The organism is Lewinellaceae bacterium (genome assembly GCA_020636135.1).
Taxonomy (GTDB): domain Bacteria; phylum Bacteroidota; class Bacteroidia; order Chitinophagales; family Saprospiraceae; genus JAGQXC01.
Genome location: JACJYK010000001.1, coordinates 684,531 through 706,918 on the forward strand (window position 1 = coordinate 684,531; position 22,388 = coordinate 706,918).

Below are 22,388 nucleotides of genomic sequence, written 5' to 3' on the forward strand. Positions count from 1 at the left end.
TTTTACTTGAATAAATCTGTGTACCATGAATCCCAGAAAATTCAGTCTGTTATTTTTTACGATTTTTCTCGTCCTGAATGCGTGGTCCCAAAGCCGGATCGAGCGGGTAGAACCGCCGTCCTGGTGGGCAGGGATGCACGATCCGGACTTGCAGCTTATGCTTTATGGGCAGGATCTCCGTGGATATCTTGTTACAACCGATTATGCAGGCATAGAGGTTGTGGCAGTACACGATGCAGCCAGCCCCAATTATCTCTTTGTGGACCTGCGTTTTACCTGGGATATTAAGCCCGGCACCGTGAACTTTGAGCTGCAGCGGCAGGGATCACCGGACTTAAAGATTGATTATCCGGTGCAGCAGCGCCGTTCCGGTTCGGCCTACCGTGCTTCTTTCACGCCTGAAGATGTGATCTATCTGATCACACCGGACCGTTTCGCCAATGGCCAGACTTCCAATGATCAGGTGTCCGGAATGCCGGACCCGTACAACCGCACGGAACCCTTTGGCAGGCATGGCGGTGACCTGTCGGGGATCACACAGCATCTGGATTACATCCATGACCTTGGTTTTACAGCCATTTGGCTGAATCCCGTCCTCGAAAACAATCAGCTGGCGCAATCCTATCATGGCTATGCAACCACGGATTTTTACCGGGTGGACCCACGCTTTGGGTCCAACGAAGATTTCCGCATGTTGAGTGAAAAGGCTGCCGGAGAGGGATTAAAACTGATCATGGATATGATCGCCAACCATTGCGGGGACCGCCACTGGTGGATGTTGGACCTACCCTTTGAGGACTGGATCAACTACCAGGGCCATCCGGAAATAACCTCTCACCGCCGCACAGTCAACCAGGATCCCCATGCGTCACCGTCTGACCGCGAAAAGTTCTCTGCCGGCTGGTTTGTGACGCAAATGCCGGACCTGAACCAGCGCAATCCTTATATGGCCAAATACATCATTCAAAACTCGATCTGGTGGGTGGAATACGCCAACCTTGCCGGCATACGACAGGATACTTACTCGTATCCGGATAAAAACTTCATGTCTGAATGGACGTGCCGGATCCTGAATGAATATCCAAATTTCAACATTGTAGGTGAAGAGTGGGTTGACAACCCATCCATCGTATCGTACTGGCAGCGTGGAAAAATAAATCAGGACGGATATACTTCTTGCCTGCCCAGTTTGATGGATTTCCCCCTTACGATGGCATTGCATCAGGCTTTGAATGAGAATTCGGATTTTGGCTCCGGATGGATCAGAATTTATGATGTACTGGCTAATGATTTTGTCTATCCCGATCCGGGCAACCTGACCATATTCCCCGATAACCATGATATGAGCCGGATCCTTACCCAGGTTGGCGAGGATGTAGCAAAAGACAAACTGGCCCTGGCATTTATACTGACTACCCGGGGTATTCCCCAGATCTATTATGGAACGGAGATCCTGATGTCCAATCCGGGTACAGATAGTCATGGGATTATCCGCAGTGATTTTCCGGGTGGTTGGCAGGGTGACCGCGTGAATGCATTTACCGGTCAGGGACTTACACCAGAACAAAAGGATATGCAGTCCTTTATCCGGACGCTGTTACAATGGCGCCAGACCAATGACGCGGTTCGTTCTGGTAAGTTGATGCATTATGCTCCGGAGAATGGAGTATATGTCTATTTCCGCTATGTGGATGATCAGCAGGTAATGGTTGTATTAAATAAGAATAACAGCCCGGTAAAGCTGGACCTGTCGCGGTTTGGAGAAAGGCTGCAGGGAATTCAGGAAGCAAATGATATTATCAGTGGCCAGGTCATGCATTTTGTGGATCAGCTGGAGATCAAGCCGATGCAACCATTGATCCTTGAATTAATGAAATAAAACAACGGTTTTTTATTGGCTGGCCAGGGGAGTAGTTCGCAGTTTTATGCGGTATTCTTCCGGATCTGTTCGACAACGGTTAATGAATCATCATAGATCGTTCCCAGTATTCCACCCAGTTTATAATTGTCGAAACCGACAAAGTACATGTCCCGGAATACGCCATCGCCTACAGGTGCTTTGGGGTAACCATTCTGGTCCAGAAATTCCTGGATGCCCGGGATGAACTCCTCCAGTTTTGCCCGGTATCCGGTAGCAAGGATCACAGCATCAAACGGATGCATGCTGCCGTCATTGAACCGGACCGCAGATGTATCAAAACCGGAGACATCTGGCAATATCTTGATCTTACCTTTTTTAATTTGGGCTACCGTTCCCAGGTCGATAACCGGTGTTTTGCCGGTCTCCCTCAGCTGGACTGCAGGATGTGTTTTTGAAAGCGGTACGCCGTATTGTCCCAGATTCCCGATGACCATTTTCCGGATCTGGGTGCCCAGCCAGTCTCCGATACCCCAGGGTAGCCGGTCCAGCTTTTTGGCCGTCAACTGGACAGGATTACCTGCAATATCGCGTGGAACAATGGTGATCGGTGAGCGCACCGAGAGTGAAACATCTATAGCATTTTCAGCCAGATCGAGGGCTATCTCGGCTCCGGTGTTCCCCATGCCAATGACCAATACCTTCTTGCCCTTGAAGGGGGCCGGGTTCCTGTAATCAGCACTATGGGTAATTGATCCGGCGAACTGATTTTCTCCTTCCCAGTGGGGATGGATGGGTACTCGATTGATACCGGTGCAGATCACTACAGATTCTCCCTGGTACGTGTTGTCACCGGTGGTAACTTCCCAGCCCTGATCGTTTTTTTGGATCCGGGAGACTTTTTGACCAAACTCCGGACGAATGTTGAAATGCCTGGCATAGTGTTCAAAATATTTCAGCAGGGACTTCCTGGGCACATAGACCGGGTAGTCCGTGGGAAAGTCGAGAAGGGGCAGGTGGGATAATTGTTTTACCGTGTGCAGGCACAGGCGATCGTAGTGCCTGGACCACATGACACCTACGCGGTCCGAGCTTTCCAGCAAGGTGAATTCCAGCCCGGCTTGACGCATCCGGCCGGCAACAGCCAAACCGGCAGGTCCGGCTCCGATGATCAGGGTATGGTGGTTGTTCACGTTGTTATCATTTCTGTAACCTGGTGATGGAAGTTAGCTACCTGCTTTCTTTTTCTGGTCCCTGTCGATAATAATCGGTATTTGCTCCGGATGCAGGTTCTTGCCGATGATGATCCGGTCCGGGTTCAGGACGTAGATCTCCGGTGTATTGTCGACATAATATTTCGCATAGATGGACGCATTGGTCGGGTCGAATACATTGACAAAGGCACCGGTGTTGAATTTCTGGATGAATCCTTTCCACTCTTCCGGATTGGTATCCAGGGCGATGGCATAAACGCCGAAGCCTTTGCCTTCTCGTTTCCATTGATTGAATAAGCTCAGCAGTTGGGGTGTTTCCGCAATACAATGGTCACAGGTAGGGTTGAACATATAGACGACCACGTAGGGTTCTTTCATGTCGTAGATTGCCCGCTTCTGCCCACTGGGATCGGTGGAGATTACATTGGGAGCTTTCAGACCGACACAACTTGCTGCCATTTCGCTGGCCCGCTTTTGTAGTCCGTAGATCTGCATGGAGTCTGCCCAAAAAGCGAGATCCCGTGTGATGTAATTCTGCACGAGGTTAACATAGACGGCTTCTGCATCCATCAGATTGACCTTGCCTGGTTCGTACTTTAGACCGATCCAGTTTACAAAAAATTTAAAATAGGGTTTATCTTCTTTTACCCGGTTGATCAGCACATCTGCCGACTGGATGATGCTGTCGGCATCCTGGATGGTCAGTTCGGTCATGTAGCGGTTCAACTTATTGTATATGACGGGTGTGCGCAGCAGTCGCTCATCGGAAAAATCGACACCGTCCCAAAAAGCTCTCCGGTAGCGGACCAGCTTGGCATTCAGGTCTGGTTGGCCATCAGGCCCGATCACATCCGGGATATCGGGATTCTTGCCGGCATTCTTAAATTTGGTGACGAACGCATCCGGGTATTTTTTTAGGGTATTATCCGTAATTTCCGTACGTACCCTTACCAGACTATCCCTTTTTGATACCAGCGACTGATAAGCAGGATTGGACTGATCCATGGCTTCCACCTGGCTGTTCAAAGGTTCAATTAGCCGGTTGTAGACATCTTCCTGGTGGGTAATCCCATAGAGCAATTCATTTTCCAGATTGCCCTCGACTTTTATCTGGCCGATGAGCTCGTTGATCACCGTATTCACTTTCATAGTCTGGTCCGCACCAACGATCAACGGAAAGGAAGCGTTATTCGGCAGCAATACATATACCACGCCCTGCGGGTAAGGTTCTTGCCGTTTAAATCGGAGATCTCCTTTTTCATCCATTTGGGCAGAATCCAATTTGAAGCGCTGATCGCCATAAATACCAACAACAAAGGCCCATCCGATCGGACCCTGATCAATGTGAATTAGGATATCCGGTGATTCAGCTGTTTCAGCATTGGCATCAGGCGAAGTGCTCTGGCAGGCGAAAAGCAGGGTCGGAAGCACCAGGATTAAATATTTGATTAACTTCATGGTTTATGAATTTCAGAGTTACAAAAGTAATATCCAGCACCTTTTCCGCATGATCTCGTTGGTTTTTTCTCGAAAACCACTTCATTTGAAACGTTAACTTATAGTGTCCTCCCGACGTTTGATCGAATCTTTCAAACCTTATGTCCATCTCCGGAATGCATTTCCTCAGGTATTTTTATCTTTCTAAACCCGTCGTGTCTTCAAGAAATCTCTTGTGATCCGGACATTACTTTCCTTGACTTTGAACTAAACCGAAGTATAATGAAAAAAATTTCCTTTCTGATTATTGCCCTCATCAGCGTTGCATATCTGCACGCTCAAATCAATGCGAAGCTGATCCGTTATATGGATGTATCGGCGGATCAGATCGTCTTTGTCTATGGCGGAGACTTGTGGCTGATGCCCAAAACGGGTGGAACGGCGACCCAGGTCACCCATTCACCGGGCGAAGAGTCCTGGCCTAAATTTTCGCCGGATGGCAAATACATCGCCTACACGGCGAGTTATAATGGCAACGACGACATCTATGTGATCCCTGTTTCCGGCGGGCTGCCTACCCGGGTTACCTATCAGTCCCAGGCAGATCGCATGGTGGAGTGGCATCCGGATGGACAGCATTTGCTTATTGCCTCTCGCCGCGAGAGTGGTAGACAGTCTTATAATCAGTTTTATCTGGTCGATAAAATGGGAGGGCTGCCGGACAAGCTGCCTATTCCTTACGGAGAATTGGCCAGCTATTCACCGGATGGGAAACAATTGGCGTACATCACCAAGATCACCGAAAACTATCCCTTCAAGCGTTACCGGGGAGGTCTTGCTTCCGATGTCCTCATCTATGATTTTGCCACTCAAAAAGTTGAAAATATCACCAAGAACAACGCGACCGACGGGAAGCCGGCCTGGGCTGGAGATAAGGTCTACTTTATCTCTGATCAGGCTGCCGATATGCGTCGCAACATTTGGTCATACAACACGAAGACGAAACAGTCCAAACAGGTAACGGATTTCAAAGACTTTGACATCACCTATCTGTCTGCCGGTCCCCAGGATCTTGTCTTTGAGGTAGGCGGGACTTTATACCGGATGGGTCTGGCCGATGAGAAATATCAGCCAGTCAATGTTCAGGTCGTCAGTGACCTGTCGGTGGAGATGCCACGATCCGTGGACGTAAGCAGCCGGATCGCAAACGGAACGGTATCGCCAGAAGCCAAACGCATCATTTTTGAGGCCCGGGGTGAATTGTTCAATGTGCCTGTGAAGGAAGGATACACGCTTAATCTGACCCGTTCATCCGGTGCCTTTGACCGGGATCCTGCCTGGTCACCGGATGGTAAACAGGTTGCTTTCTGGAGTGACCGAAGTGGTGAGTTTGAAGTCTGGCTGCAGGATCCGGATGGGAAATCTCCTGCCCGGCAACTGACCAAACGGGGTAAAGGGTATGGCTACCATTTATTCTGGTCACCAGACAGCAAAAAGATTGCTTTCATCGACGAGACCAATACCATCTTTATCATCGATGCAAATAGTGGCGCTACCACCACGGCCGGCAACCACTACTGGAATGTCGGACACGGAGGTCGCCCCGGATATCAGATCTCCTGGTCTCCGGATTCCCGGTGGATTGCATTCACCCAGCAATTGGAGAACAGCAATGAATCCATTTTCGTATTCGATACCAGGGATGGACAAAAGCACCAGGTGACCAGCGGATTTTACAGCGATTATGAGCCGGTCTTCAGTGTCGATGGCAAGTACCTGTTTTACTTCACAGACCGCGAGTTTGATGCTTCCTATTCCAGCCTCGGTGACGGTACCTGGATCTATCCCAATACAACCCGCATTGCCGCCCTGGCATTGCAGCCGGAGGTAGCCTCGTTATTGGCGGTGAAAAATGATACGATGCCGGATCCGGATGCTAAGAAACCGGAGAAAGATACGTCCAAACTAGTGGTCAATATCAACTTCACGGACCTTGAATCCCGGCTGGAACTATTGCCCATCACTGCTGGTAATTTTGGTGCGATGGCTGCCTTTGAGGGCAAACTGGTCTTCTCCAAAGGTCCAAATACCGGTTCCGGAGAACGCCAGGCCAAGCTGGTACTTTACGATTTTGATTCACGTGAAGAAAAAACGGTGATCGAAGGTATCAACAATGTAGCCTTGTCGGCCGATGGGAAATCCATCCTGGTCGGCATTCGCGGGAAATATGGCATTATCAAGCCGGCGCCCGGTCAGAAAATCGAAGATCCCATTCCCACTGATGGCCTGGTCATGGATCTGGTACCCAAAGAAGAATGGCAGGAGATCTTTGATGACACCTGGCGGCGCTACCGCGATTTCTTTTACGATCCCAATATGCAGGGTGTGGACTGGAACGCCATGCACAAACGTTATGGCGCGCTGATCAAAGATGCCCGTACGCGATGGGATGTGACCAACATCCAGTCCAATATGCAGGCTGAACTGAGTGCCGGCCATACCTATACTGGTGGCGGTGATGTCGAACAGGTGGATCGGAAGGAAACCGGATATCTCGGTATTGACTGGTCATTGGACAATGGGAAATACCGGATTAAACGCATCGTTCGTCCGGCTGCCTGGAATACGGAAGTGCGGTCTCCTTTTGACCGGCCGGGTGTCCCGGTGAAAGAAGGTGAGTACATCCTCGCCGTGAATGGCATTGTCCTGGATCCGTCGATGGATCCGTATGCCCCTTTCGAAGGTCTTAATGGCAAGACGGTGGCACTTACGGTCAGCAAAGACGGGATGTTATCCACGAGTCACACCGTGGCCGTCAAATGCCTGGGTCAGGGTGAAGAGATTCAACTCCGTTATCTGGAGTGGATCGAGAACAACCGTAAAATGGTGGATAAGCTTTCTGATGGGAAATTAGGTTATGTCTACATGTCCAATACCGCCAACCAGGGCCAGTTGGAACTGGTCAGCATGTTTTATGGTCAGCAGGATAAGGAGGGCATTATCATCGATGAGCGGTTCAATGGTGGCGGCTCCCTGGCAGATCGTTTTCTGGAATTGATGCAAAGGCCTGTTGTCTATAATCTGCACTGGCGACATGGACGTGATCATACCTGGCCGATAAGGTTAAATCTGGGGCCTAAAGGTATGCTGATCAATGGCTGGGCCGGTTCCGGAGGTGATGGGCTGCCCTGGGCCTTTAAAGAATTGAAAGCCGGACCGATCGTTGGAGAACGTACCCTCGGCATCCTGGTAGGTCCTGCCACCGGACATCAGCTCATCGATGGCGGAAGCATCACCGTGCCAGGTGCGCGGCTCTATGCCAATGATGGGAAGTGGTTCTGGGAAGGTGAAGGCGTTTCACCCAATTACGAGGTGTGGGATGATCCGGAACTGCTGATGCAGGGTCGCGATCCGCAAATTGAAAAAGTGGTCACGGAAGTTATGAAGCTGGCGAAAGAACATCCCGGCCGCATGACCCCGGCACCAAAACCGGATGACCGCACCGCGAAGGGGTTGAATAAGAATTGAAAAAGAGGTAAAAGAGGTAGCAGAGGTAAAAGAGGTAAAAGAGGTAGCAGAGGTAAAAGAGGTAAAAGAGGTAGCAGAAGTAGCAGAAGTAAAAGAGGTGGCAGAAGTGACAGACGCGGGGCTGACCAAGGGCAACGAGCGTCAGTAGGTAGAATTTGTCAGCATAACGCTTCATAGCCACACGGCTTTAGCCTGGGGAGATAATATTTCCATAGCCTCACGGCTTTAGTCCGGAACGTGGAGCACAGAGCGAATTGATGCTTCGGTCAGCCCAGTCATGGAGTTTTAAAGGTCATTCTTAACCTAGTGTCATCTCGACCGACCAACGGGAGTGGAGAGATCTCAGGTAGCAAAAGCCTGGAGTATCGAACAAAAGCAAAAACGGTATATTTATTGGGCTTTGGCCTGGGGGTACAAATAGATGGATTCATTAACACATATCGTCGTCGGTGCCGCGGTAGGAGATCTGATCCTGGGGAAGAAAATCGGCAACCGGGGGATGGTACTTGGTGCGCTGGCCGGTTCCGTACCGGATTTTGATGTGTTTACCCAGTTATTAACGGATGACCTGGGCGGATTGGAACTGCACCGTGCCTTCACCCATTCGTGGGTATTCATGTTTACTGCGCCTTTGTTGCTGGCCTGGTTGATGCCACATTGGTACCGGGGGGCTTTCAGACGCTGGCCGGGGTACCCGTGGCTGCGCGGGATGATCTTTGTTTTGTTTTATTTGATTCTCGCTGCAGGGCTGACATGGATTACCACTTTTTTAGCAGGATGGTACGGATTAATACCTGGCATCCTGGGATTGACCCTGGGTGGTGTGATCTTTTACAATTATTACCATGCTCAGATCCGGGGTTTTGCTGACCACATGCAGGAACCGGAATCGGTAGGTTTCGGCCAGTGGTACCTCCTCTTTGCCCTGAACATATTGATCCACATTGTATTGGACTGTGCGACTTCCTATGGTACTCAGATCTGGTATCCCTTTTCCAATGAGCGGGTAGCCTGGGGCAATATGGCCGTGGTGGATCTATTGTTCACATTGCCATTGGCTTTGACGGTGAGTATTGCAGCTGCCTTACCGAGAAGTGCTCTCCTCCGAAAATTTCTGTTGGTTGCCGGGTTGGTGGTGAGCTCGATTTACTGGGCGGGGACCTGGGTTAATAAAGACCGGGTAAATGGTATTTGGAAAGAATCACTCCGGATGAGTCATCTTGAACCCAGCCAATCCTATGCATCACCCACCCTCACGAATAACGTTCTCTGGCATGGGGTGGCAGTGGCTGGTGATAGCATATATGTTGGGGACTATGCCCTGACAGATAAGAATCCGGTGTTTCGCATCACCAACCGGTATGCTTATTGGTCCAGTCCGCCACCGGACCTGGCCGGCACCCGCGCCTGGCGGATACTGACCTGGTTTTCCAAAGGGTATTACCATTGGAAGCAGGAGGGTGAAGGATACAGTTTCACCGATCTGCGCTTTGGGGGTATACCGTCGGAAGGTGATGACGAAGGCGTGTTCAGATTTCATCTGGTGAAAAACGGAATGGGAGACTGGCAGGTGGACGGAGGGCGTGAAGGCAACGGACAAGACATCCGTGCCGGATTGCACAGTCTCTGGATACGCATGAAGGGTTTGCCCTGATGCCGTCCATTACCCCCTGATGCGGAATAAGCTAACGTTTGATAAATGGGATGGTCGCCTTACCCGGGAGGTATAAATAGTACCATCCGGCGGGAAGGTGGTCCAGGGATAATCCATCTCCATTCCAGCGCCCGGGCGTGATTACCCGGCGGCCCCAAATATCCCTTATCTCATATTGCTGTTTAGTAGTAACACCGGTAATATGCAGTGCATCCGAGACGGGATTGGGGTATATTATTGGAATATCGTTTGAGGTCACAGCTTTTCTGCCGGTGGTGACTTGAGTGGTTAGTCTAAGGCTATGCGACATAAGTGTAAGGTTCGGCGCGTCCGGATGGGTGATCTCGACATAATACGTGCCGGTGTCCAGGATACTGAAGTCTGGAAATTCCAAAACTCCGGTGCTGTTTGACATCCAGTTGATCTGATCCCGGTAAAAGTGAAAGGTTTTATTCCCGATGGTGGTGTCGATGGAAAAAACGTACGAAAAATCAGCACCGTTTGTTACTTCAATGGTCGTGTCTTTTCCTACCGGCTTCATATCGGCATAGGTGTAAAATTCCACTGCGCCGATATTAGGCAACACATCTTCAAAAGTAAATTCGTTGCCGCCGATGTCCAGTGACTGGAGGGTAGGGTGGCCATGGAAATCTGGAATTTCATTAAAGTAGTTTTCCCGGATATCCAGGAGATTTAAGTGCGTTAAATCTTTGACACCGGCGGGAATGGCGCCGGAGAAATGATTATCCACACAGCTGAAAGATTCGATGCTCGCAGGCAAAACCGGAAACGGGCCGGAAAATTCATTTTCGCTGATTTGAGCTCGCCTCAATTTGTTCATCTGGGCCATCAGGTCTACCGGAAAATCGGTTAATTCATTGCGAAAGACGATGAGTTCTTCCAGGTTCTTGGCATCTTTAAAATCCTGAGGAATCGTTCCGGTAAAGCGGTTGGCAGATATATTGAAGGTACGCAATAGGGAGTTTTCGCCCATTCCCGCCGGGATGGTGCCGTTCAGTTGATTGTTGCTCACGTCAAAGTCCAGTAAGTTTTTCCAGTTGGCCAGGGATGCAGGCAGGGTGTCTGAGAGTTGATTACGACCCAAATAGATGCTGGTGATGTTATCCAGGTCTCCAAACGAAGCCGGGATACTGCCGGAAAGCTGAGTATTTGTACAGTAGAAAAACTGTAATTGTTTCATCAGCTGGATGCTGTCCGGGATGTTGCCATAAATGCTGTCATTCCCCACCTGAAAGTTTCGCATCTCGGTCAGTTCAAGGATCGCATCGGAGAGTTCTCCCTTGAGATTGTTATTTAATAAGGAGATGCCATAGACCCGGTTGTTCGCCATATCCAGACCATACCAGGTGGATAGGGGTTGGTGCAGGTCCCAGGTGGTAGTCCAGTGTTCACCATCCATATCCAGGTAGAAGGCGACCAAAGCCAGGGAATCATTTTGTGCTGTGCCTTGTAGTGATACACAACAAAAAACAAGTGCTAGGAATGATTTCATCAGATGAAGTGGTTCGTGAAATTAAATATACAAGTTGTAAGGTAATCCTTGGTGTACAGGAATGCCCTACTTAACCTCTTGTAATAAATGCATTTACCGTAGAAGGACCACTGACCCGGTTAATACTTTAGGATTGATTGTATTACCTGATAAAAAGGTGATGTTGTAAACATATACACCTGGAGGCCAATTCCCTCCGTCCCATTGGAATGTGGAATCGGATGAATGAAAGATGTGCTGACCCCACCGGCTATACAGGTCGATCTGAAACGTCGTAAACAGACAGGCAGAATGGATGGTGAAAACATCATTATTGCCGTCGCCATTAGGTGAAAAGATATTAGGAATATAGACATCGCATTCACAGTTACTATGAATCGTGATGGTATCCGATACGATACACCCTTCATCGCTGAATCCATGGACCCAATAGGAGCCCGGATCTGAGATGGTGATGGTGTTTGTGGTCTGACCGGTATTCCATTGATAAGATGAAAATCCGGAGGTTGCGGTAAGTTCCAAAGCCGTCGTTTCACATGAAAAGCTATCGGAAGAAATATGCAATGAACCTGGATTGGCAGCCAAGACCTGGATGGTATCCCGTCGGACGCATCCATTGTGCTCCAGATCAACCCAGTATAATCCGGAGGAAGTGATTTCATAAGAATTAGCTAACGATCCGTCCTGCCAGGTCGCTGTCATGGAGGTGGGAATGTTTATCCGCAATTGGGCTCCGGGACAGAGTGTGGTATCATTGGGTAGGGTAATAAAAGAGGTGGAAATCTCACTAACGGTGATCGAGTCCCTGCGTATGCAGCCATCTTTTTCAATTTCCAGCCAATAAGTCCCGGGACTGGAGATGATCCTGGAAGAGGCGGTATCGCCATCCCACCAGGTGAATCTATTGATATTGTCGGGTTTAATAAGTTGAATGGGGTTATCCTGACATACGGCGGTGTCGGAACGAAAAGAACGAGGTGGAAGTACAACCGTACGTGGCAATAAAGATTGCCTGGCAAAGTATGGATCGATGGTGTTTACATCATGCGATCGGTCACCCAGGTAGTAGGCGGAATCCACGTATTGGCATTGTGCCTGAGCCCCGTCTGGATTAGTGATCGCCGAGAGGAAGTTTTCATTCACATGCGAGAGATAAATGATTCCATTCGGGGCCAGAGCCATATCATTGGCGCTTTGAAAATTTGTAGGAATCCTGTATTGCGATGCATTTATTGCAGTTTCAGTATAATTGCTTAAAAAATATTGTGAGATAAAAACCTTTTCTCCGGTATTATAAAGCGGTTCCGTCACATAAAGTTTAGTACCATCGGGAGAAAAAGCAAGATCAATGTGGGAGTTGTAGATCGTTGGTGGTAGATGAATTGGCACCGGATCAGAAAGATTGCCGGTGTAGGCATCAAACCGAAAGAGATAAATTAGTCCGCTTAATTCACTAATTGCAATAAAATCATTATTAGGAGATCCGGTTATGATGAGCCCAGAGCGTTGTAAATTTAATTTTGGACCAATTAATTGTGAATTATATAATTCAATTCCCGATTCAGTGATCTTGAAAATATAAAATAAATTAGTAAATCTTTCATGCGTGATGAGCCAAATGGATCCACATGGTCCCTGGACAGTAAGTGCATTTATAACGGTGTTTTCAATCAATAAACTATTTTTAGTTTCAGGGATAATGTCTCCAAGCCCTGAATTTAGACTCATATCGACTATGGAATAATAAAGCCCATTTTTTAAGTAGTATGGACTTGGGTAAAATAGATAGTATTTTTCATCAGAACCAGGTACTTGTTGGATGAGAGCATTTTCATATTCTGCATTCATTCCATCAAGGCGTGTCCCGTGCGGCATAATACTATGGGTTTTGTCCCATGCGGTCTGCCCATCTGAGTAAAAGAGTAAATTTCCAAATGAATCACAAATGGAAGCACATCCAACTGCATTGTATAATAAATTGCCATCGTTTAATAATTGGGGTGGGTTCGTGGAAAAATCCATTCCAATATCCTTATAAATGTACCAGATGTTATTGATTGGTTGAGAAAAAACGGTCTTTAGTATTGTTAGTAAAACCAGGGTTTGGATTATTTTTATCATAGCACATATAATAAAAAAGGGGGAGAACAATGCTCCCCCTACCTAAATCTAACAGCAAATATTACATAATATCGTGGAGATCAAATCATTTTGATCTTGAATACTGAGTTCATATGGGCCGGTACCAGAGGTTTCATTAGAAATAAATGCAAATTTATTCACTTCTAATGGATAGGAACCAGCTGTTACATCATCAATCCACTCGTTATTATTATTATAATACCGCCACTGATTCATTGCCACAATATCTGTTGAATTTGTCGTGCCACTATTATTGAAGTCACCCAGATAAAGTACTAAAGTACGGTTACATCGTTGTTCCAATTCTCTTCCTCGTTCAACATCCTCAACGGTAAATGTATCCAACCCGAAATGTTTCATCAGAGCATGGTGTGCTCAACTTGTACATTAGCTTGTTTGGCTTCTTCTGTCCATATATTTTGGGTAACTGAATAGCTTTCTAAACAATTAGTAGGGAAGGGGATGCATGCCGCCCTTATTTCAAACATACTAATACAATCTGTTAAAGTCAACAACCTCCTGGTTAATTAACAATTCGGCCAAGGTGCTTGAATGCCAGGTGTGTCCTGAATATATGGGTCTATTGCATAAATTGGGTTAAAACCTGAGTCTCAAAACTCAAATCCCACATCCCAAATCTCACATCCCAAATCCTACATCTCAAATCTCAAATCTACCGCATCACATATTGCAGTTGCAGTTTTCCAGACACTCGATGATCAGAGACACGTCGCGCTCTTTGAGGGAATAGAACATGTTGCGGCCATCCCGCTCTACGCTGAGGATGCCTTTAAAGCGCATGTTTTGCAGGTGATGGGAAAGCAGGGACTGCTCACAACCTAGCATTTCGCAGATTTCCGTCACGGCCAGCTTGGGGTATTGCTCCAGCAAGTGGATAATACCCAGCCGGAGCGGGTGGGCCACGGTCTTGAGGATAAATGCCGTGCGTTCCAGGCGCTCGGCCAAATCGCGGTTAATGACTTCGGTTTCTCTCATGATGAATCAAAGATAACGAGGAATGCCCGCTTATGCAAATGGGAGTAGACAGTAGACACTAGTCAGTAGTTCTATATACTGGATACTAGTTACTGACTACTAGATACTAGGTACTGCAATATTATTATAACAATATATGAACAAATATTCATGTTTTTTGTACAAATCATTATATTGGTGCTTCATCGCTGAGCCAATTGCCATTGGCTATTTTATCAATTGTAAAAAAACCGTGGTATGAGAGTAGAACAGATTTATACCGGATGCCTCGCTCAAGGGGCATATTACATCGAAAGCGAAGGCGAAGTTGCCATCGTTGATCCATTACGGGAAACCGAGCCCTATATCCAGAAGGCCAAGGCCGATGGAGCGACCATCAAGTACATTTTTGAGACCCACTTTCATGCTGATTTTGTTTCCGGCCACCTGGATCTTGCCAAAAAGACCGGAGCTGAGATCGTATACGGACCGCAAGCCGACACGACGTACGAGAAACATACTGCCAGGGATGGTGAAGAATTTCCATTGGGAAAAGTGCGGATCCGTGTACTGCACACGCCGGGACACACTCCGGAAAGCACCACCTATCTCTTGCTGGATGAAAACGGAAAGGAATATGCCATCTTCTCGGGGGATACGCTCTTTATTGGGGATGTAGGCCGCCCAGATCTGGCCCAGAAGAAAGGCTCCCTGACCAAGGAAGACCTGGCCGGATGGCTCTATGACAGCCTGCGTCATAAGATCATGACCCTGCCTGATGATGTGATCGTTTATCCTGCCCATGGTGCCGGTTCGGCATGCGGCAAAAACATGTCTTCCGAGACCTGGGATACTCTGGGTCACCAGAAAGCAACCAATTATGCCCTGCGGGCCGATATGACCCGTGATGAATTCATCAAAGAAGTGACCGATGGGTTGCAACCCCCGCCTCAATATTTTGCCAAGAATGCCAAGATCAATAAATCAGGTTATGAAAGCATCGATGTGGTGATCAAGCGTGGAGCTATTCCGCTGTCTCCACGGGCATTTGAAGTGGCTGCCAATGAGCACGATGCGCTGATCCTGGACGTTCGCGACAAAGAAGAATTTGTAAAAGGTTTTGTTCCCAATTCCGTATTTATTGGCCTGGATGGATCCTTTGCGCCCTGGGTTGGCGCCCTGATACCGGACTTGCAACAGCCCATCCTCATTGTTGCACCGGAAGGCAAGGAAGAAGAAACAGTCCTGCGCCTGGCACGGGTGGGATATGACCATGCCATTGGTTACCTTCAGGGAGGCTTCGCCGCCTGGAAAGCTGCGGGAGAAGAGGTGGATACCATCGAAGCATTGGATGTACCCACACTTGCCGCCATGATGAAATCCGGTGAAAAACTCCACATTCTGGATGTTCGTAAACCAGGCGAATGGAGCGCTGAGCATGTGGATGGAGCCAGTCATTTCCCGCTGGATTTCATCAACGACCACATGAGCGAGATCAACCGCGATGACACCTATTATTTACATTGCCGTTCCGGCTACCGCAGTACCATTGCAGCTTCGATCCTCAAGTCCCGTGGATTTGAAAAGATCGTCGATGTTGTCGGGACATTTGAAGATATGATTGCCGCCGGAATTCCTACGACAGACTACGTTTGCCCCTCGACATTGAAGAGTGAAGGATAGGCAGCAGATTGCTATTGATATAAACCGTTAATATTAATTAACCATGAGATTTGGATTCGTCATCGATAACCGTAAATGCATCGGTTGTCATGCCTGTACCACCGCCTGCAAGAGTGAACATCAGGTTCCGGTAGGCGTTAACCGCACCTGGGTTAAACAGGTCGAGAAAGGCACGTTTCCCAATACACGGAGGTTGTTTTCGGTCATGCGGTGCAACCACTGCACCGATGCTCCCTGTGTGGAGATCTGCCCGGTAGAAGCGCTATTCTTCCGGGAGGATGGGATCGTGGATTTTAACAAGAACCGCTGCATCGGGTGTAAGTCCTGTATGCAGGCATGTCCCTATGATGCCTTGTACATCGATCCGGATACGCACACGGCTGCTAAATGCAACTATTGCGCACACCGGGTGGATGTCGGCCTGGAGCCAGCCTGCGTCAATGTGTGCCCGGAACATGCCATCATCTCCGGTGACATGGACGATCCAGATACGGAGATCGCCCAGTTGTTGTCCCGTCAGCAGGTGAAAGTGCGCAAACCGGAGAAAGGCACTGTGCCCAACCTCTTTTACATCGATGCCGACGATGCCTCCCTTAACCCTTCCCTGACCGAGAAGTCCAACAATTATTTCTGGAATTCACAGGAACGGGGAGTGGGACATTATGCCAAACAGGCTGAGAAAATGGCATTTACCAACCCGGATGTGGTTCAGGCCGTCATTCAGGCTTCAGGCGTCCAGGGGACGACCGTTGAGCCCGAAGGCGCAAAATCCATCGATGTTCTGCTGGGTAAGCCCCGACGGATCTACGATAGCCCCGATAAAGGGATATTGTGGGGTTGGGAAGTTTCCGCCTACGTTTTCACCAAAGCCATTTCTGCCGGTGCATTCCTGATCCCCTTCCTGGCCTGGGCCTTTGGTTGGGCGCGTCCCGATGCTCCGACATTTTTCTGGGCTTTGGGCCTTGGACTGCTTTTCCTGGGACTGACCGGCTTGCTTTTGGTTAAGGATCTGGATCGTCCGGATCGTTTTCTGAATGTGTTGTTCCGGCCACAGTGGAAATCCTGGCTGGTACGCGGTGGATATACCATCACTGCTTACGGGGCGTTGATAACCTTACTGGCCCTGATCAATTGGTTTGGCTGGTTTGGGCTGGAAGCTCCCGTCATGTGGTTGACAGCCCTGGTAGGGGTTATGGTAGCCATTTATACGGCCTTTTTGTTTGCCCAGGCCAAAGGACGCGACTTTTGGCAGAGTCCTACACTCGCCGTCCATATGCTGGTCCACAGTTTTATGGCCGGAGCTGCTGCCTTTCTGATCCTGAATGTATTGCTTCCGCAATCCTGGGATTGGACAGCATTCCTGCAGCGGGTCATGATGATCGGGATCGGTGTCAATCTGTTTACCATGTTGATGGAGATGACCATGACGCATCCGACGGTTGATGCCAAGCGGGTGGTACACATGATCCTGGAAGGCCGCTACCGCAATCTCTTCTGGATGGGTACGGTATTGATCGGAAATGTGCTTCCGGTGACACTGCTGGTCTTTGCCCAGGGTAATCCCCTGTTGTGGGCACTGGCAGCTGTGTTGGTTTTAGTGGGCATCTACGTGACCGAGAAGATCTGGGTGGAAGCGCCACAACGTATTCCTTTAAGTTAATCTGAAATAAGAAAATCCTATGGGTCATCATAAAGCATCCGTAATCGAACGTATCGCCGAGAAAATCGGCTTGATACCTGATTTGCACCAGGAAGAAGAGGCACCTGTAAACCGGCTCACCGAACCGGGTGACCTGACCAAGTTTCCCCCGCCCGATCAGTGGGATGACTGGGTGGAATACGAAGCCACCTCCTGGCCAAAAAAGGAAAAGAAACACTATGCCATCGTGCCCACCACGTGCTTCAACTGTGAGAGCGCGTGCGGGTTGACTGCATACATAGACAAGGAGAAAGGAGAGATCCGCAAACTGGAGGGCAACCCGTACCATCCGGGCAGCCGCGGCCGTAACTGTGCCAAAGGTCCTGCTACCATCAACCAGATCACCGATCCTGACCGCATCCTCTATCCGATGAAAAGAACCGGAGCCCGGGGTGAAGGGAAATGGGAACGCGTGACCTGGGATGCCGCTTTGGATGATATCGCAGCCCGCATCCGGAAAGCGATCCAGGAAAAACGCAACAACGAAGTCGTCTATCACGTAGGTCGTCCCGGCCATGAAGGTTATATGGATCGCATTCTGAAATCCTGGGGGGTAGATGGCCACAACAGTCACACCAACATCTGTTCTTCCGGAGCACGTTTTGGTTACAACATCTGGTATGGCTATGACCGCCCTTCACCAGACCACTCGGAAGCGAAATTCATCCTGTTGATCTCGGCACACCTTGAAAGTGGACACTATTTTAATCCCCATGCCCAGCGGATCATTGAGGGTAAGATGAAGGGGGCCAAGCTGGCAACTATGGATCCCCGCCTTTCCAATACGGCAAGTATGAGCGATTACTGGCTTCCTACTTACCCAGGGTCTGAGGCCGCGGTACTTCTTGCAATGGCAAAAGTCATTTTGGATGAAGGCCTCTACAACCGCCCGTTTTTGGAGAATTGGACGAACTGGCAGGAGTTTCTGGAAAATATGCATCCGGACACACCGGTTACCTTTGAAAATTACATTCTGAAAATGCGTGAAGCCTATGCGGAATTCACGCCTGAATATGCCGCTAAAGAAAGTGGTGCCAATCCTGAAATGATCGTCGAGGTGGCCCGTCAGATCGGCGCAGCCGGAGAGCGGTTTGCCACACACAACTGGCGCAGCGCCGCGAGTGGTAACCTGGGCGGATGGGCGGTGTCCCGCTGCCTCCATTTCCTGGTGGTCCTGATGGGAGCCGTCGGTGCCAAAGGAGGCACTTCACCGAACAGCTGGAATAAATTTAAACCGACATTTTTCGATAACCCTCCCGGACCCAAGTTCTGGAATGAACTGCATTTCCCGGATGAATATCCATTGGCCTTCTTTGAGATGAGCTTTTTGCTCCCGCACTTCCTTAAGGAAAAACGCGCACGGATGGAAGTGTACTTCACACGGGTATTTAATCCGGTATGGACCTATCCGGACGGATTTTCCTGGATAGAGGCGCTGTCGGATGAATCGATGGTCGGACTGCACTGTGCGCTTACCCCCACCTGGAATGAAACCGCCTTCTTTGCCGATTACGTCCTGCCTATGGGGCATTCGGCGGAAAGGCATGATATCAACAGTTATGCAACACATTCCGGAACCTGGATCGCATTCCGGCAACCGGTATTACGGGAGTTTGCCCGCAAACAAGGCAAAGAATTTACATTCACCTACGAAGTAAATCCGGGCGAAGTCTGGGAAGAGGACGAATTCTGGATTGAATTGAGCTGGCGGATCGACCCGGACGGTGAACTGGGAATCCGGAAGCATTTTATCAGCCCTTACCGGCCTGGTGAAAAGATTAACATCGATGAATACTATCAGTACATCTTCGAGCATACCAAGGGATTGCCGGAAGCTTCAGCCAAAGAAGGCCTGACTCCGCTCGAATACATGCGGAAATACGGCGCCTTTGAAGTCGAAAAACATGGTTACAAGAAGCACGAAAAGCTACTGAGTGAGGCGGATCTCAAGGGAAGTTCCGTGGATCCGAAGACCCAGATCATCAGCAAGGATGGTAAGGATATCGGTATCATGGTGAATGGAGTTGCCCATGTCGGCTTCCCGACACCATCGCGGAGGAATGAGTTTTATTCCCAGACGATGGTAGACTGGAAATGGCCTGAATATGCGATACCAGCCTATGTTAAAAGTCATATCCATCCGGAGAGCCTGAAGAAGGAGGAGGGTGAGTATGTCCTCGTACCTACTTTCCGCCTGCCCACCTTGATCCACTCCCGCAGTGGCAATGCCAAATGGCTGGCAGAGATCTCCAATCGCAATCCGATCTGGATGCATCCGCAGGTCGCCAACCGATTCGGTTTCAAAACCGGAGACCTGGTGAAAGTGAATACCGACATCGGCTACTTCATCGATAAAGTGTGGGTCACGGAAGGTATGGCGCCGGATGTGGTGGCTTGTTCACATCACCTGGGCCGCTGGCGCCGTCCCCAGGATAAAGTCGGCAATCGCTGGGCTACCAATACCGTTCAGATCAACAACGATGGAAAAGGAGGCTGGAAGATGTCAACCATTACCGGCATCCGGCCCTTTGAAAGTTCAGATAAAGACAGTAAGCGCATATTCTGGAGTGACGGAGGTGTCCATCAAAACATCACCCATGCCGTCCATCCCGATCCGATCTCAGGAATGCACTGCTGGCATCAGCGCGTGCGTATCGAGGTGCCTCAGCCTAACGACAAGTATGGTGACATCTTTGTGGATACCAAACGATCCTTTGAGAACTACCGCGAGTGGCTGAATATGACCCGTCCGGCCCCCGGCCCGGATGGCTTGCGCCGGCCCTTGTGGTTCAATCGTCCACTGAGACCTCAGACGGAATTGTATTATCTCAATAAAAAGGAAGAATAGCGCAATCTTGTTTGTTGGCACTGAAAAAGCAGGTCCGGTCTCGTCGGTTGCCCTATTGATTTGGTATCTTTCCGATTCATGGCATTGAAGAAGTGGTTACCGGTTCTGGAGTGGTTGCCTCAATACCAAAAAGGTTGGTTCAGGCATGACCTGGTTGCCGGCCTCACCGTAGGGGTGATGCTGGTGCCACAAGGGATGGCCTATGCCCTGCTGGCAGGAATGCCACCGATTTACGGACTGTACGCCAGTCTGATCCCGTTATTGTTATACGCCCTGTTTGGTACTTCCAGGCAGATATCCATCGGCCCGGTAGCGGTGGATGCTTTTTTGGTTCTGGCAGGTATTAGCGTTCTGGCCGAACCCCAGACACCGGATTACATCTCCCTGGTCATATTGACCGGCTTAGCGGTAGGCGTATTACAATTGATCTTGAGTCTGTTGCGGCTTGGGTTTCTCGTGAACTTTTTATCGCATCCTGTGGTATCCGGCTTTACATCGGCAGCGGCAGTGATCATAGCAGTAAGTCAATTGAAATACCTGCTGGGGATCAAAATACCACGCTTTGACCATGTTTACCAGACCTTCTATTATGCGGCGACACATTTGACAGAAACACATTGGATCACTCTGATCATGAGCTTCGCGGGAATAGCGCTGATCCTTTTGCTGAAAAGATTAAACAAGAACATACCAGGCGCATTGATCGCGGTTATCCTGGGCATTTTGATCACCTGGATCCTGCGATTGGATCAGCACGGGCTGGATACGGTGGGGGTGGTGCCGCAGGGATTGCCGCGGTTTGAAATGCCGTATATCACCTGGCAACGGCTGGTACAAATCTTTCCGACGGTGCTGGCGGTTTCCATCATTGGTATAGTTGAGTCGGTCGGGATTGCCAAGAGTCTGGAATCCAAACACCGCAGTTATGTGGTAATACCGAATCAGGAACTCCTGGCGCTGGGAGTCTCCAAGATCGGCGGCGCCTTTTTTCAGTCACTGGTCACCTCGGGAAGTTTCACCCGCTCGGCGGTTAACAACGATAGCGGCGCTAAAACGCAATTATCGTCCGTGATCACCATGGTGGTCATCGTGTTTACCCTGATCTTTATGACCGGGCTTTTCTATTATCTTCCAAATGCTATCCTTGCAGCTATTATCATGCTCGCAACCAAGAGCCTTTTTGATTATCAGGGAGCGATCCGGTTGTGGCATGTTCACCGGCATGACTTTTACATGTTGATCCTGACCTTCCTGGTCACCCTGATCTTTGGGATAGAAGAAGGGGTCCTTGCGGGGGTGTTGCTTTCCATAGCCATGGTCATTTACCGCAGTTCACTTCCGCATATGGCCATCCTGGGACGGTTGCCTGAATCCACCCATTACCGGAATGTAACCCGGTTTCCGGAAGCCATGCAGGAGGGTGGGGTGGTGATCATCCGATTTGACGCACCTTTGTATTTTGGAAACTCAACGTATTTTAAAGATACCATCCGTCAGATCATTCTGCAGCAAAAAGAGCCGGTCAGAGCGATGGTGCTCGACGCCAGCAGCATCAGCGACCTGGATACCAGCGGGCTCGAGGCTTTGGAGTCGGTGATCAATCAGATGCATGCGAATCAGGTCGACTTTATGCTGACGGGAGTGATAGGCCCGGTAAGGGATATTCTTTACAAGGCAGGCTTGCCAGAGATTATTGGTAAAGACAATGTTTTCCTTAATGTTCAGCAAGCCATGGATGATTATAACAACCGGCGAGATGAACGATCGGCACGTCTTCAGGCCAAAGCACTGCAGACCAATGTCCGCGAGAAGAAAGAAGATCCTTCCAAGCCCTAAC

General features: G+C 49.3%; 13 protein-coding genes. 7 read left to right on the plus strand and 6 right to left on the minus strand.

Annotated features, from left to right (window positions below; genetic code table 11):
* Positions 1–25: 25 nt before the first annotated feature.
* A complete protein-coding gene (locus H6570_02610; protein ID MCB9318147.1) occupies positions 26–1,879 on the plus strand; it encodes a glycoside hydrolase family 13 protein in 1,854 nt (617 codons plus the stop codon).
* Between the two features lie 44 nt (positions 1,880–1,923).
* Here the strand turns inward: H6570_02610 and H6570_02615 are convergent, their stop codons facing one another.
* Entirely contained in the window at positions 1,924–3,033 is a 1,110-nt protein-coding gene (locus tag H6570_02615; GenBank protein MCB9318148.1) for an NAD(P)/FAD-dependent oxidoreductase, read from the minus strand.
* A 51-nt stretch (positions 3,034–3,084) separates the two neighbouring features.
* Positions 3,085–4,530 carry a DUF5106 domain-containing protein gene (locus tag H6570_02620; GenBank protein MCB9318149.1) on the minus strand — a complete coding sequence of 482 codons (1,446 nt, stop codon included), beginning with the start codon at positions 4,528–4,530 and terminating at the stop codon, positions 3,085–3,087.
* Between the two features lie 261 nt (positions 4,531–4,791).
* On the opposite strand from H6570_02620, the gene H6570_02625 reads away from it, so the two are divergent.
* Entirely contained in the window at positions 4,792–8,037 is a 3,246-nt protein-coding gene (locus H6570_02625) for a PD40 domain-containing protein (protein ID MCB9318150.1), read from the plus strand.
* A 421-nt stretch (positions 8,038–8,458) separates the two neighbouring features.
* Positions 8,459–9,691 carry a metal-dependent hydrolase gene (locus H6570_02630; protein ID MCB9318151.1) on the plus strand — a complete coding sequence of 411 codons (1,233 nt, stop codon included), beginning with the start codon at positions 8,459–8,461 and terminating at the stop codon, positions 9,689–9,691.
* A 31-nt stretch (positions 9,692–9,722) separates the two neighbouring features.
* Here H6570_02630 and H6570_02635 read toward each other — a convergent pair whose 3' ends face one another.
* The 4 genes from H6570_02635 to H6570_02650 form a co-directional block, all read right to left on the minus strand.
* Complete coding sequence (locus H6570_02635; GenBank protein ID MCB9318152.1) at positions 9,723–11,204, minus strand: hypothetical protein; 1,482 nt, start codon at positions 11,202–11,204, stop codon at positions 9,723–9,725.
* 93 nt (positions 11,205–11,297) lie between these two features.
* Positions 11,298–12,386, minus strand: a complete 1,089-nt coding sequence (locus tag H6570_02640) for a gliding motility-associated C-terminal domain-containing protein (protein MCB9318153.1) — start codon at positions 12,384–12,386, stop codon at positions 11,298–11,300.
* Positions 12,387–13,373: 987 nt separating this feature from the next.
* Positions 13,374–13,706 carry a hypothetical protein gene (locus H6570_02645; protein ID MCB9318154.1) on the minus strand — a complete coding sequence of 111 codons (333 nt, stop codon included), beginning with the start codon at positions 13,704–13,706 and terminating at the stop codon, positions 13,374–13,376.
* Positions 13,707–14,027: 321 nt separating this feature from the next.
* On the minus strand, positions 14,028–14,342 hold the full coding sequence (locus H6570_02650; protein MCB9318155.1) for a helix-turn-helix transcriptional regulator: 315 nt from the start codon (positions 14,340–14,342) through the stop codon (positions 14,028–14,030).
* A gap of 237 nt (positions 14,343–14,579) precedes the next feature.
* Here H6570_02650 and H6570_02655 point away from each other — a divergent pair, with 237 nt between their 5' ends.
* The 4 genes from H6570_02655 (at position 14,580) to H6570_02670 (ending at position 22,387) form a co-directional block, all read left to right on the plus strand.
* Positions 14,580–16,004 carry an MBL fold metallo-hydrolase gene (locus H6570_02655; protein MCB9318156.1) on the plus strand — a complete coding sequence of 475 codons (1,425 nt, stop codon included), beginning with the start codon at positions 14,580–14,582 and terminating at the stop codon, positions 16,002–16,004.
* 43 nt (positions 16,005–16,047) lie between these two features.
* Entirely contained in the window at positions 16,048–17,664 is a 1,617-nt protein-coding gene (gene nrfD / locus H6570_02660) for a polysulfide reductase NrfD (GenBank protein MCB9318157.1), read from the plus strand.
* Positions 17,665–17,683: 19 nt separating this feature from the next.
* Complete coding sequence (locus H6570_02665) at positions 17,684–20,551, plus strand: molybdopterin-dependent oxidoreductase (GenBank protein MCB9318158.1); 2,868 nt, start codon at positions 17,684–17,686, stop codon at positions 20,549–20,551.
* 78 nt (positions 20,552–20,629) lie between these two features.
* Positions 20,630–22,387, plus strand: coding sequence for a solute carrier family 26 protein (locus H6570_02670; GenBank protein ID MCB9318159.1), 1,758 nt, complete (start codon positions 20,630–20,632; stop codon positions 22,385–22,387).
* Position 22,388: the final 1 nt, after the last annotated feature.

What these genes read in the sequence shown, in the direction of transcription:
- H6570_02655 (MCB9318156.1), top strand. Translation starts at nt 14,580, where the DNA reads ATGAGAGTAGAACAGATTTATACCGGATGCCTCGCTCAAGGGGCATAT.
- H6570_02635 (MCB9318152.1), bottom strand. Translation starts at nt 11,204, where the DNA reads ATGAAATCATTCCTAGCACTTGTTTTTTGTTGTGTATCACTACAAGGC.
- nrfD (MCB9318157.1), top strand. Translation starts at nt 16,048, where the DNA reads ATGAGATTTGGATTCGTCATCGATAACCGTAAATGCATCGGTTGTCAT.
- H6570_02625 (MCB9318150.1), top strand. Translation starts at nt 4,792, where the DNA reads ATGAAAAAAATTTCCTTTCTGATTATTGCCCTCATCAGCGTTGCATAT.
- H6570_02640 (MCB9318153.1), bottom strand. Translation starts at nt 12,386, where the DNA reads ATGGCTCTGGCCCCGAATGGAATCATTTATCTCTCGCATGTGAATGAA.
- H6570_02630 (MCB9318151.1), top strand. Translation starts at nt 8,459, where the DNA reads ATGGATTCATTAACACATATCGTCGTCGGTGCCGCGGTAGGAGATCTG.
- H6570_02650 (MCB9318155.1), bottom strand. Translation starts at nt 14,342, where the DNA reads ATGAGAGAAACCGAAGTCATTAACCGCGATTTGGCCGAGCGCCTGGAA.
- H6570_02645 (MCB9318154.1), bottom strand. Translation starts at nt 13,706, where the DNA reads ATGAAACATTTCGGGTTGGATACATTTACCGTTGAGGATGTTGAACGA.
- H6570_02610 (MCB9318147.1), top strand. Translation starts at nt 26, where the DNA reads ATGAATCCCAGAAAATTCAGTCTGTTATTTTTTACGATTTTTCTCGTC.
- H6570_02620 (MCB9318149.1), bottom strand. Translation starts at nt 4,530, where the DNA reads ATGAAGTTAATCAAATATTTAATCCTGGTGCTTCCGACCCTGCTTTTC.
- H6570_02670 (MCB9318159.1), top strand. Translation starts at nt 20,630, where the DNA reads ATGGCATTGAAGAAGTGGTTACCGGTTCTGGAGTGGTTGCCTCAATAC.
- H6570_02665 (MCB9318158.1), top strand. Translation starts at nt 17,684, where the DNA reads ATGGGTCATCATAAAGCATCCGTAATCGAACGTATCGCCGAGAAAATC.